Annotated in this window: 11 protein-coding genes; 9 read left to right on the top strand and 2 right to left on the bottom strand. The window is 73.5% G+C overall.

The features are described 5' to 3' along the window. Positions 1-109 precede the first annotated feature (109 nt). From BLV02_RS34425 to BLV02_RS34380, 9 genes are read left to right on the top strand one after another with little or no spacing between them, the layout of a single operon-like run. On the top strand, positions 110-1,414 hold the full coding sequence (locus tag BLV02_RS34425) for a lyase family protein (protein WP_069111352.1): 1,305 nt from the start codon (positions 110-112) through the stop codon (positions 1,412-1,414). A 41-nt stretch (positions 1,415-1,455) separates the two neighbouring features. Then, positions 1,456-3,126 (top strand): ABC transporter substrate-binding protein, encoded by a 1,671-nt coding sequence (locus tag BLV02_RS34420; RefSeq protein ID WP_069111353.1) that lies wholly within the window; start codon positions 1,456-1,458, stop codon positions 3,124-3,126. A 31-nt stretch (positions 3,127-3,157) separates the two neighbouring features. Further along, complete coding sequence (locus BLV02_RS34415) at positions 3,158-4,135, top strand: ABC transporter permease (protein WP_069111354.1); 978 nt, start codon at positions 3,158-3,160, stop codon at positions 4,133-4,135. Further along, the gene (locus BLV02_RS34410; RefSeq protein ID WP_083288612.1) at positions 4,132-5,049 is read left to right on the top strand and encodes an ABC transporter permease; all 918 of its coding nucleotides are present in this window, start codon (positions 4,132-4,134) and stop codon (positions 5,047-5,049) included. Before BLV02_RS34415 ends, BLV02_RS34410 begins: the two co-directional genes overlap by 4 nt. Then, the gene (locus BLV02_RS35335) at positions 5,049-5,876 is read left to right on the top strand and encodes an ABC transporter ATP-binding protein (RefSeq protein ID WP_069111355.1); all 828 of its coding nucleotides are present in this window, start codon (positions 5,049-5,051) and stop codon (positions 5,874-5,876) included. The genes BLV02_RS34410 and BLV02_RS35335 overlap by 1 nt, the downstream gene beginning before the upstream one ends. Beyond that, positions 5,873-6,895 (top strand): ABC transporter ATP-binding protein, encoded by a 1,023-nt coding sequence (locus tag BLV02_RS34395; RefSeq protein ID WP_069111356.1) that lies wholly within the window; start codon positions 5,873-5,875, stop codon positions 6,893-6,895. The genes BLV02_RS35335 and BLV02_RS34395 overlap by 4 nt, the downstream gene beginning before the upstream one ends. Continuing rightward, positions 6,892-8,442, top strand: coding sequence for an NAD-dependent succinate-semialdehyde dehydrogenase (locus BLV02_RS34390; protein WP_083288613.1), 1,551 nt, complete (start codon positions 6,892-6,894; stop codon positions 8,440-8,442). The genes BLV02_RS34395 and BLV02_RS34390 overlap by 4 nt, the downstream gene beginning before the upstream one ends. Further along, positions 8,439-9,584 carry an N-methyl-L-tryptophan oxidase gene (solA, locus tag BLV02_RS34385; RefSeq protein ID WP_069111357.1) on the top strand — a complete coding sequence of 382 codons (1,146 nt, stop codon included), beginning with the start codon at positions 8,439-8,441 and terminating at the stop codon, positions 9,582-9,584. Before BLV02_RS34390 ends, solA begins: the two co-directional genes overlap by 4 nt. A 5-nt stretch (positions 9,585-9,589) precedes the next feature. Continuing rightward, positions 9,590-10,792, top strand: a complete 1,203-nt coding sequence (locus BLV02_RS34380) for a threonine synthase (RefSeq protein ID WP_069111358.1) — start codon at positions 9,590-9,592, stop codon at positions 10,790-10,792. Here the strand turns inward: BLV02_RS34380 and BLV02_RS34375 are convergent. Both BLV02_RS34375 and BLV02_RS34370 read right to left on the bottom strand, forming a co-directional pair. Beyond that, on the bottom strand, positions 10,779-11,591 hold the full coding sequence (locus BLV02_RS34375) for an SDR family oxidoreductase (RefSeq protein WP_069111359.1): 813 nt from the start codon (positions 11,589-11,591) through the stop codon (positions 10,779-10,781). The genes BLV02_RS34380 and BLV02_RS34375 overlap by 14 nt on opposite strands. Next, entirely contained in the window at positions 11,582-12,463 is an 882-nt protein-coding gene (locus tag BLV02_RS34370; RefSeq protein WP_069111360.1) for a mycofactocin-coupled SDR family oxidoreductase, read from the bottom strand. The genes BLV02_RS34375 and BLV02_RS34370 overlap by 10 nt, the downstream gene beginning before the upstream one ends. Between the last annotated feature and the right edge of the window lie 22 nt (positions 12,464-12,485).

The following is a 12,485-nucleotide window of genomic DNA, read 5'->3' as shown; positions in this document are numbered from 1 at the left end:
CGTGGGACGCACCCTACGCAGGGTGTGCTCTCACAGCAATGGACCTTGCTATTGGAACACGGTGCTCGGAGGATCGGCCGACATCACCGCACGGAAGGAGGCCCCCGGGGTGGAGCGCCTGGATCAGAACGGTGCCGAGTCGCCGGTCTTCTACGCCGAGCAGACGCTGCTCGCGCTGGACAACTTCCCGCCCGGCCCGCGGCGGGTGAGCGACGTGCCCGCCTTCGTCAGCGCATACGGGGCGGTGAAGGCCGCCTGCGCCCGGGCCAACGTCGAGCTCGGCGTGCTGGATCCCGGGCTGGGCGAGGCCGTCCTGGCCGGAGCCCGGAGCGTGGCCGCGCTGGAGCACCTGACGCAGTTCCGGATCCCGCTGGTGCAGGGCGGCGGCGGCACCTCCACGAACATGAACGTCAACGAGGTGATCGCCGCCGTCGCGGCCGCGGACGGTGCGCTCGCGGTGCACCCGAACGATCACGTCAACGCCTCGCAGTCGACCAACGACACCTACCCCACGGCGATGGCGCTGGCGGTGATCGAGCTGGCCGCCCCGGCCTCGGCCGCGCTGGCCGGGCTGCGCGAGGCGCTGCTCCGGCAGGCCGGGGCCGGCGAGTCGGTCCGGCGGCTGGGCCGCACGTGCCTGCGCGACGCGGTGACCCTGACGGTCGCCGAGACGCACCGGGCGCAGGCGGCGATGGTCGAGCGCGCCCGGCTGGCCCTGGAGGCCAGCGTCGCCCGGCTGCGGTCCGTGCCGCTGGGCGGGACGGTGCTCGGGACGGGCGCCGGCGCGCCGCCGCGGTTCGCCGCGACGGCGCTGCGGTTCCTGGCCGAGGAGACCGGGCAGGAGCTGCACGCCCCGGACGACCTGTTCGCCGCCATGGCGCACCTGGACGGCTACGGGGCGGTGGCCGAGTCCGTCGCCCAGGCGGCGGTCACCATGGCCCGCGTCGCCGCCGACCTGCGGCTGTTGTCGGCCGGACCGGTCGGCGGCCCCGCCGAGGTCGTCCTGCCGCCGCTGCAGCGCGGCTCGTCGATCATGCCGGGCAAGGTGAACCCGGTGATCCCCGAGCTGGTGATGCAGCTCAGCTACCGCGTGCGCGGGAGCGCCCACACGGTGCAGCTCGCCGTCGCCGCCGGCGAGCTCGAGCTCAACGTCATGGGCCCGGTGGTCCTCGACGCGCTCGTCACGTCGCTCGCCGACATCCGAGACGCCGCCGACTACTTCGCGGCGAAGTGCATCGACGGTCTGCGCTGGGACCGTCGCGCGATCGATCACGCCGCGACCGGCGCTCTGGACGAGCTGGTCGACCTGGCGAACGCACGGGGATACGCCGCCGCGTCGCTCGTCGCGGAGACGAGGCAGGCGGCTGGCCAGCACGGCGACACGGCCGTGCGTGGTGACCGGACCACCCAGTAGTCACCGGGACGCCCGGCGTCCCGCGAAGCAAGGAGGCCCAGATGACGCCTCGCTCCAACCCAACACGCCTGGCGCTCGGCAGCGCCGCGCTGGTGCTCGCCGCGGTCGTCGCCGTCTCGTGCTCGACCGCCCCGCCGCCGCTGGAGAGCGGTTCCGGCGGCGACGGCCAGGACGCCGACGTCGCCGACCTCGTCCCCGTCGAGCCGTTCGAGCTGATCACCACGACGACGGCCGACAACCCGCAACGGTTCGAGGTCGGCCGGCTGATCGCCGAGGCATGGTCGGAGGCCGGCATCCCGGTCGAGCTGGCCACCTACTCGCCGGACGAGATGACGCGGCGCGCGTTCACGTCCAAGGAGTTCGACACGTACCTCATCGAGTACGTCATGAACGTCGACCGGCTCGACCCCAACGACTTCCTCAGCCGGTTCTACTCCGGGAACGCCGGCGCCGACGGCAGCAACCTGTCCGGCTACCAGGACCCGGAGTTCGACCAGCTCTACGAGGACCAACTGGCCGCGGCCGACGATGCCGAGCGCGGCGAGCTGGTCGACCGGGCGCAGGCGAAGCTCGCCGCGGACGTGCCGATCGGGCTCGTCCTCCACCCGACGAACGTCGGGCCGTACAACGCCCGGGACTGGAGCGACGCGGTCGACGCGGCGGAGGCGCCCGCCTACAACCTCTGGAGCCTGCTCGAGATGGAGCCCACCGGCGAGCGCCGGACGCTGGTCGTCGCGGTGATCGCCGGCGCCACGACGCTGAACCCGGTCGCGGCCACCGACGTCGGCGACAAGCTGCCGGTCTCGTACCTCTACGACACCCTGGTCCGCATCGGCCCGGACGGCGGGCCGCAGCCGTGGGCGGCGGAGTCGGTCGAGACGGACGGCGCGACGGTGCGGGCGCGGCTGCGCGAGGGGATGTTGTTCCACGACGGCACGCCCGTCACCGCGGCCGACGTGAAGTTCACCTTCGACTACCTGGTCCAGCACGCGGCGCCGGCCTACGCGGCCCGGCTGGCGCAGCTGGAGTCGGTGCAGGTCGACGGCGACACGGTGGTGTTCCAGCTGGCCGAGCAGAGCGCCGCCTTCGAGTCCGTCGTGCTGAGCACCGTGCCGATCCTGCCGCGGCACGTGTGGGAGCCGATCACCGACCCGCTCGGCTACGACAACGCGGCGCCGATCGGCTCCGGGCCGTTCGCCTTCGAGTCGTTCCGCCGCGACTCCGCGCTGCGGCTCACGGCGAACGCGGACCACTTCCGGGCCCCGCGCGCCGACGGCGTCGTGCTGGCCGTCTACGGCAACCGCGACGCGATGATCGGCGCGCTGGAGACCGGCGACGCCGACCTGGTCAGCGTCCCGCTGACGACGTCGCAGGCCGGCCGGTTCGACGGCAGCTCGTCGGTCGGACTGATCGAACGGCCCGGCTACGGCTGGATCGGCGTGCACTACAACATGCGCAAGCCGCCGTTCGACGACGTCGCCATGCGCCGCGCCCTCACGCTGGCGCTGCCGTCGCAGGACATCATCGACATCGTCTACGAGGGCTCGGCGCAGCCGGCCGGCTCGGTCATCGCGCCGAGCGTGCGCTGGGGCGACCCCGACGTGACGCCACAGCCGTTCGACCCGGACGCGGCCCGCGCCGAACTGGAGGCCGCCGGCTACGTGTTCGACGGCGACACCCTCTACTACCCGCCCGGCGCCGGCGGCCGCTGAGCCCGCCACGACCGGCCTGAGGAGGCCACCCATGCCGTTGGTCAGCTACGTCCTGAAACGCCTGGGCTTCATGGTCGCCACCGTCCTGGGCGTCGTGACCCTGACGTTCTTCCTCATCCGCGCGGCCGGCTCGCCCGACCAGGTGATGATCGGGCCCGACCTCGACGCGAGCGTGCAGCAGACCCTGCGCGAGTCGTACGGTCTGGACCAGCCGGTCGCCGTCCAGTACCTCACGTTCCTGCGCAACTCGGTGACCGGTGACCTGGGCATGTCGTTCCAGTACCGTGCGCCGGTCACCGACGTGCTCGGCGAGAAGCTGCAGAACACCCTGCTCCTGCTGCTGCCGGCGCTGCTGGTCGGCGGCGCGATCGGGATCGCGCTCGGCGTGCTGGCCGGCGCCTACCGTGGCCGGCTGGTCGACACCGTCATCACCCGGTTCGCCCTGCTGCTGCGGGCGGCCCCGCTGTTCTGGGTGGCGACGCTGGTGCTCATCGCGTTCAGCTACACGCTCGGGTGGTTCCCGTCGGGCGGGATGACCGACCCCAGCGTGGGCAGCGGGGCCGGCTTCGCCGACCGGGTGCTGTCGTGGGAGTTCCTGCACCGGCTCGCGCTCCCGCTGGGCGTGACGGTGTCGCTGATCATGATCTGGCCGCTGCTCACGATGCGCACGGCGATGCTCGACGTCATGCGCCAGGACTTCGTGCGGGTGCTGGAGGCCACCGGGATGTCCCGGCCGCGGATCCTGTACCGGCACGCCGCCCGCAACGCGTTGCTGCCGGTCGTGAGCCTGCTGCCGTCGATGATCGGCTTCCTCATCGGCGGGCAGGTCGTCGTCGAGAACGTCTTCTCCTGGCCCGGCATGGGCCGCGAGATGGTCGCCTCGGTCGACGCGTTCGACTACCCGGTCCTGCAGGGGGCGTTCCTGCTGACCGCGACCGTGGTGATCGTCGTCGGCGTCCTGGCCGACATCGCCTACGCGTACCTCGACCCGCGAGTGAGGCTGGCATGACGACCTCGGCAGACCTCGAAGCGCCGGCCCCGCCCGCCGCCGGCGACCCCGCGCTCGTCCGGCCGCCGAGCCAGTGGTCGCGCGCCTGGCGCGACCGCCGCGCCCGCGTCGGCCTGCTGATCGTGCTCCTCTTCGTGCTGGTGGCGCTGCTGGCGCCGTGGATCGCGCCGTACCACCCGTGGCAGCGTCTGACGGGGCCCGACGGCGAGCTGCTGCGGCTGCGGCCCCCGTCGTGGGAGCACCCGTTCGGCACCTCCATCTACGGCCGCGACCTGCTCAGCCAGGCGATCTGGGGGACGCGGCGGACGCTGCAGGTGGGCGTCGTCGCCGCGGTCGTGGCCGTGGTGATCGGCACCAACATCGGGCTGATCGCGGGGTTCGCCGGCGGGTGGGTCGAGCAGTCGCTCATGCGCCTGAACGACGCCGCCCTCGCGCTGCCGTTCGTGCCGCTGGCCATCGTGCTGATCGGGACGCTCGGCCGCAGCGACGTCGTCCTGGTCGTCGCCATCGCGATGGTGTTCTGGCGGATGCCGGCCCGGGTCGTGCGCGCCCAGGTGCTCGTGCTCAAGGAGCTCGGCTTCGTGAAGGCCGCCACCTGCGGCGGCGCGACCCGACGGCGCATCCTCTACCGGCAGATCGGCCCGAACGTGCTCCCCTACGCACTGCTCTACGGGATGCTGCTGACGGCCGAGGCGGTCATCGCCGAGGCGACGCTGAGCTTCCTGGGCTTCGCGCCGAGGGACGCGCTGTCGCTCGGGACGATCATGTTCGACGCGTTCAGCTCGCAGCAGGTCCGGGAGGCGTGGTGGTGGCCGCTGTTCCCCGGTCTGATGATCATGCTGTTCGTGGTCGCCGTCTCGCTGCTCAGCGACGCCTACGAACGAGTGCTGGCCGTGGAAGGAGCGCAGCGCTGATGTCCCTGCTCGAGGTGGACGACCTCACCGTGACCTACGCCGGCGCCGGGGCGCCGTCGGTCCGCGACCTGTCGTTGCGGGTGGAGCCCGGCGAGACGCTCGGACTCGTCGGCGAGTCCGGGTGCGGGAAGAGCACGACGGTGCACGCCCTGCTGCGGCTGCTCCCCGCCGGCACGTCGGTGGCCGGACGGGTCCGGTTCCAGGACCGCGACCTGCTCGGCCTGCCCCGCCGCGATCTGCGCGGCATCAGGTGGCGCGACGTCGCGCTGGTCCCCCAGTCCGCGATGAACTCGCTCGACCCCGTCCGCACTGTCGAGAGCCAGTTCGTCGAGGTCATCCGGATCCACCGGCGCTGCTCGCGCAAGCACGCCCGCGGGCTGGCCCGGGACGCGCTGGCCGAGGTCGGCATCGACCCCGCCCGCGGCTCCTCCTACCCGCACCAGTTCAGCGGCGGCATGCGGCAACGGGCGATGATCGCGATGGCGACCATCCTGCAACCGAGCCTGCTCATCGCCGACGAGCCCACCACCGGCCTGGACGTCGTCGTCCAGGACCAGGTGCTGGGCGCGCTGGAGACCGTCCAGCGGCGGCACGGTCTCGCCGTCGTCCTCGTGACCCACGACCTCGGCGTCGTCGCCGAGCTGTGCGACCGCATCGTGGTCATGCGCGAGGGGCGGATGGTCGAGACCGGGACCGTCGAGGACGTCATCCTGCGCCCCCGCGACGAGTACACGGCGCGCCTGATCGCCGCCGTCGAGCACCGCGACAACGACCATGACCGCGCCGGCGCCCTGGTGCCGGCGGACGGCAGGAGGACCGGCAGATGAGCGAGACGACCACGACCCTCGACCCGCCCGCCGTCGACGTCCGCGCGGTACGGGTCGACTACGGCACGGCCCGCGGTCTGTCCGCGCTGCTGCGCGACCGCACCATCACCGCCGTCGAGGACGTCAGCTTCGCGGTGCGGCCGGGCGAGATCGTCGGCATCGGCGGCGAGAGCGGGTGCGGCAAGAGCACCGTCGCCGGCGCGCTGTGCGGCCTGGTGCGGGTCGCGAGCGGTCGGATCGAGGTGGCCGGGCGCGAGGTGACCCGCCTGTCGCACCCGCAGTGGCGGACGGTGCGCCCGGACATCCAGTTGGTCTTCCAGGACCCGTTCGACTCGCTGAACCCGCAGTTCAGCATCTTCGCCACGGTCGCGGAACCGCTGGTCTCGATGAAGCTGTGCCGCAAGGACGAGATCGCCGGCCGGGTCGTCGACGCGCTGGAGCGGGCCGAGCTCACGCCTCCGGAGCGCTACCTGAGCCGCCGCCCGGCCTCGCTGTCCGGTGGCGAGCGGCAGCGCGTGTCGATCGCCCGCGCGCTGGTGGTGCGCCCGCGCGTGCTGGTGGCGGACGAGCCGGTGTCGATGCTGGACCCGACCACCGCCGTCGGGATCACCTCGCTGCTGCGCCGGCTCGCCGACGACCTCGGCATGGCGGTCGTGCTGATCTCGCACGACCTCAAGCTGCTGGCCAGCGTCTGTGACACCGTCGGCATCATGTACCTCGGCCGCCTGGTGGAGTTCGGACCGGCCGCCGACGTCCTCGGCCGGCCCGTGCACCCCTACACCCGGCTGCTGCTCGCGGCCGTCCCGAACCTCGATCCCCGGACCCGCCGGCCGCGGGTCGTGCTCACCGGTGCGCCGCCGTCACCGGCGCTCCGGCCGGCCGGCTGCCCGTTCCACCCGCGCTGCCCGCTCGCCGACGGCACCGACTGCACGGCCGGCGCGCCCGCGCTGGCCGGGGCGGCGCACCAGGTGGCCTGTCACCACGCGACCACCACACCGACCGAGAGGACCACGGCATGACCGACACGAGCACCGCCGGACCCCGCGTCGACGACGACGTCGACCGGCTGATCGGCGCCCGCGCCGGCCTGTTCGTCGGCGGCGCCTGGATCGGCCGCGCCGCGTCCGGCCGCACGTTCCCCGTCACCGACCCGGCCACCGGCCGCACCCTCGCCGAACTGCCAGACGGCGGCCCGGCGGAGACCCGCGCGGCCGTCGAGGCGGCGGAGCGGGCCCGGCCGGGATGGGCGGCGACCACCGCCCTGGAGCGGTCCGCGCTGCTGCGCGCGGTGGCCCAGCGGCTGCGCGCCGACACCGAGCGCCTCGCCCGCCTCATCACCCTCGAACAGGGCAAACCGCTGGCCGAGAGCCGCGGCGAGGTGCTCTACTCGGCGTCCTTCTTCGACTGGTTCGCCGAGGAGTCGCGGCGGGTCCAGGGCGGCGTCGTGCCCGCGCCGAGCCGGACCAAGCGCATCCTCGTCACCCGCCGGCCGACCGGCATCGCCGCGGCGATCACGCCCTGGAACTTCCCGGCGGCGGCCGCCGCGCGCAAACTCGCGGCGGCGCTCGCGGCCGGCTGCCCGATGATCGTCAAGCCGTCCGAGGTCACCCCGCTGACCGCGCTCGCGCTGGCCCGGATCATCGAGGAGTGCGGGTTCCCGCCCGGCGTGGTCTCCGTGGTCACCGGCGCCGACCCGGCCGCCGTCACCGCACCCCTGATGGACGACTTCCGGGTGCGGGTGCTCTCGTTCACCGGCTCCCGCCCGGTGGGCGAGCTGCTCATGCGCCAGGCCGCGGCGACGGTGAAGCGGGTGACGATGGAGCTCGGCGGGCACGCGCCGTTCATCGTGTTCGCCGATGCCGACCTGTCCGCGGCGGTCGACGGGGCGCTCGCCTCGAAGATGCGCAACATGGGCCAGACCTGCGTCTGCGCCAACCGGCTGTACGTGCACGAGGACGTCGCCGACGAGTTCCAGGAGGCGCTGCGCGCGCGGCTGGCGGCGATGCGCGTCGGCAACGGCCTGGACGACGGCGTCGAGATCGGCCCGCTCGTCGACGCCCGCGCCGTCGCGAAGGCCGGCGCGCACGTGGCCGACGCCGTGGCCGCAGGCGCCACCGTCGTCCTCGACGGCGGCCCGGTGCCCGGGACGGCCGGTCACTTCTTCCGCCCGGTGCTGCTGCGCGGCGTCGACGACACCATGCTGATCGCGCGCGAGGAGACCTTCGGGCCGGTCACCCCGATCATGACGTTCCGGACCGAGGACGAGGTGGTCGCCCGCGCCAACGCGACCGAGTTCGGGCTGGCCGCCTACTGCTACACCAACGACGTCGGCCGGGCGTTCCGGCTCGTCGACCGGCTGGAGTTCGGCATCATCGGGCTCAACGACGGCATCGTGTCGACGACCGAGGGCCCGTTCGGCGGCGTCAAGGGCAGCGGGTTCGGCCGCGAGGGCGGCAGCGCCGGCATCGAGGAGTTCCTCGACCCCGTGTACGTCTCGATCGGGAACGTCGAGGCGGCGGCACCACCGCCGCACCACCCCATCACCCAGGAGGACGATCGCGCATGAGCCAGCACGACGCGGAAGCGGCGGTCATCGGCGTCGGGTCGATCGGCAGCATGGCGCTGTGGCGCCTGGCCGGCCGGGGCGTCGCCGTCCACGGCTTCGACCAGTTCGGTGTGCCGCACGACCGCAGCGCGATGGGCGGCGAGACCCGCATGTTCCGCAGCACCAGCCCGCGCGAGCCCGTCTACGTGCCGTTCGGCGCGGCCGCCCTGACGCTGTGGCGCGAGCTGGAGGCGCAGACCGGCCGCGAGCTGCTGCGCCTCAACGGCGAGTTGGTGCTCGGCCCGGCGAGCGCGGCGCACATCGTCAACGTCCTCGAGTCCGTCCGCGCCTACGGACTCGAGCACGAACTCCTCGACACCGAACAGATCGCCGCGCGCTACCCGCAGCACCGGGTGTGGCCGGGCGACATCGGCATCCTCGACCCCAACGCCGGCTACCTGCGGCCCGAGCTGGCGGTCCTCTCGGCGGCCCAGCGGGCGCAGGAGCTCGGCGCCGTCGTCCACACCTACACGCCGGTGCTGCGGGTCGAGATCGACGCCGACGGCGTCAGCGTCGTGACCGAGGACCGGACGTTCCGCTACGGCCGGGTCATCGTGGCCGGCGGGCCGTGGGTGGACCGCCTCGCCCCCGAGCTGGCCGGGAAGATCCAGGTCCGCCGGCCCATCCTGGTCTGGTACGCCGCCGACGACCCGGCCGCGTACACGCCCGAGCGGTTCCCCATCGCGTTGCGGCCCGAGGACGACGGCTTCTACGCCTTCCCGAGCCTGGACGGCGCGACGGTCAAGGTCGGCCCGACGGGGCCGTTCAAGCAGGTCGTCCCCGACCCCGACCTGCTCGAGCGGACCGTCGGCATCGACGAGGTCAGGACGCTCGACGCCATCGTCGCGCGCTGCCTGCCGGGCCTGCACCCCGACCCCGTCCGCGTCTCGGCCCACATGGACGGCTACACGTCGGACAACCGGCCCATCGCGGGCTTCGCCGCCGGGACCGACCGGGTCGTGCTGCTCGGCGGGTTCTCCGGGCTGGGCTTCAAGTACGCGCCCGCCTTCGGCGAGGCCGGCACCGAGCTGCTGCTGGACGGGTCGACGACATTCGACCTGAAGCCGTTCGCGCCGGACCGCGACCTCGCGGCCTGGGACTGATCGCCGTGACCGATCAGACCCTGCGCTGCCCACGCTGCGGGCGAGACGGCACGGGCACCGCCGGGTGCCCCGCCTGCCGCGCCGACGGCGTCGCGGTGAACCTCGAACTGCCGCTGGCCGACCTGCGCGGACGTGACCTCGCGTCGTACCCCGGCGGGCCATGGGGCTGGCCCGGGACCGTCCCGCTGCCTCCGGACGCCGATCCCGTCGCCCTCGGCGAGGGCAACACCCCGAACGTCCGGCTGGAGGACCCCGCCGGCGTCTGGGTGAAGAACGAGGGCGCCAACCCGACCCACACGCACAAGGACCGCTACATGGCTGCCGCCGTCGCGACGGCCCGCGCCGGCGGCAGCACGACGGTCATCGCCGCGTCCAGCGGCAACGCCGGCGCCTCGGCCGCGGCGTACGCGGCGCGGGCCGGGCTGCGCTGCATCGTCGTGACGACGTCGAGCCTGCCGCCGGTCATCCATGCCCAGATCCTCGCCGCCGGCGCCGTCGTCGTCGGGTTCCCGGACAGCGTCGCGCGCAACAACGTCATGCGGCGCGCCGTCGACGAGCTGGGCTGGTTCCCGCTCACCAACTACGTCGAGCCCGGCGCCGGCGGCCACCCGCACGCCGTCGAAGGGCTGAAGAGCGTGGCGTACGAGCTGGCCCGCGACCTCGGCGACTCGCTCGGCGCCGTTGTGGTGCCGACGTCACGGGCCGACCTGCTGGCCGGGATCGGCCGCGGCTTCAAGGAGCTCGTCGCCGCGGGGCTGCTGCGGGCGGCGCCGCGGCTGGTCGCCGCCGAGCCGTCCGCGTCGGCCGCGTACGTGCGGGCGCTGGCGAAGACCGGCCGCCCGGCGCAGGAGCGCACCGAGATCCCCTACGTGAGCACGGCCGCCTTCTCCATCGGCAGCGACGTCGCGAACTGGCAGGGGCTACAGGCGCTCTGGGACTCCGGCGGCTCGGCCGTCGCCGTCGACGAGGCCGACTTCCTCGCCGAGCAGCGCGGCGCCGCCGCCCAGGGCCTGTTCCTCGAGGCCTCGTCCGCGGTGGCCGTCGCCGCCGCCCGGCGGCTCCCGGCCGACGGCGCCGTCGTCGCCATCGGCACCGCCTCCGGCGTCAAGGACATCGACCTCGTCCTGCGCGACGCTCCTCCGCTGCCCGTCATCGGCGAGAGCCTCACCCAGCTGCGCGAGCTCCTCCAGCGCGTCAGCGGACGGTGAAGCCGGCGTCGACCTTGAGGACTTCGCCGGTGACGTAGCGGGCGTGGTCGGAGCTGATCCAGAGCACGGCGTCGGTGACGTCGCGCGGCTCGATCAGGCCGACCGGCAGCAGGTTGGACATGTTCGAGCCGCGGCCCTCCTGGTAGTGGACGCACTCGGCCATCGCCGGGTTGGTGGCCATCGTGGTGTTCGCCGCCGTCGGCGAGATCATGTTCGACCTGATGCCCTCCGGGGCCAACTCGATCGCGAGCGTCTTCATCAGCCCGACGACACCGTGCTTGGCAGCGACGTAGTGGCCGGTGGCGGCGATGCCCTTGTGCGCCGACACCGACCCGACGAACACGAGGTTGGCGCCGGCGCGGCCGAGCATGTGCGGGATCGCCGCCCGGGCCAGCGTCCACGAGCCGTAGAGGATGGTGTCGCTGCACTCCTTCCACGTCTCGGGCGACAGCTCCCAGGTGGACGGCGCGAAGCTGAAGATCCCCGCGTTGGCGACGGCGACGTCGATGCCGCCGAGGCGGCCGGCGGCGTCGGCCAGCACCTCGGCGACCCGGCCGGCGTCGCGGACGTCGGCGGCGTAGCTGAGGACGGCGCCCGGCCCGGCCGCGTCGACCTCCGCGTGCGCCGCGGCGAGGTCGTCCTCGTCGGCGACGGGGTACGGGACGGTCGCCAGCCCCGACGGCGCGTCCAGCAGGACGACGTGCGCGCCGTCGGCGGCGTACGCCTTCGCGTGGCTCAGGCCCTGGCCGCGGGCCGCCCCGCTGACCACCACGACCCAGCCGTCAGTGCTCAGTACCATGGTCCGACCGGCTCCCCGTCGCGCTCGACGACCTCGTGGTTGAAGCCCTGCAGCTGCAGGTGCCCGGCGTCCACCGGCAGCTCGACGCCGGTGATGTAGCAGGCCTCGTCCGAGGCCAGCCAGACGATCGCGTCGGCGATCGCGCTCGGCGGCAGGCCGGACCGGCCCGGCAGCAGGTGCCAGTGTTTCGTCGCCTCGATGTAGTCCTGGGTGGTGGCGTCGTCGCGGCCGAAGATCCACTTGCGGGTCTCCGGGTTCTCGCCCATCGCGGTGTGCACGACGCTGGGCAGGACGGCGTTGCAGCGGATGCCGTAGCGGCCCAGCTCGTAGGCGATGCTCTTCATCAGCCCGAGCACGCCGTGCTTGGACGCCGCGTAGTGGGCGAGGTCCTTGCCGGTCTCGTGGCCCATCACCGACGACGTGATGATGATCGCGCCGCTGGACCGCTCGATCATCCGCGGTGCGACCGCCCGGGCGCCGTGCCAGACACCGGTGAGGTTGATGTCGAGCACGGTGTGCCACTGCTCCGCGGTCATCTCCCAGAACGGCACGAAGCTGTGCACGCCGGCGCTGGCGCAGAACACGTCGACGGCGCCGAACTCCTCGACGGTGGCGGCGACGGCGCGGTCCATGTCGTCCTGCGAGCGGACGTCGCCGGCCAGCGTCAGGCAGGACGAGCCGAGCTCCTCCACCAGCCGCTTGGTCTCGGCGAGGTCGTCCTTCGTGCCCAGCGCGTACGGGACGGTGTCGACGTCGTGGCAGACGTCGACGACGGCGACCCGCGCGCCGAGCGACGCCGCCTTCAGGGCGATCGCGCGGCCCTGGCCGCGGGCTCCCCCGGTGATCAGGAAGGTCTTGCCGGACAGGCTCATCTCTCTCCTCGGGTTGACGGGG

The sequence above is a fragment of the Jiangella alba genome (assembly GCF_900106035.1).
GTDB lineage: Bacteria > Actinomycetota > Actinomycetes > Jiangellales > Jiangellaceae > Jiangella > Jiangella alba.
The sequence above is the reverse complement of the archived record's forward strand: the minus strand, read 5'-3'. Positions and strand labels throughout refer to the sequence as shown.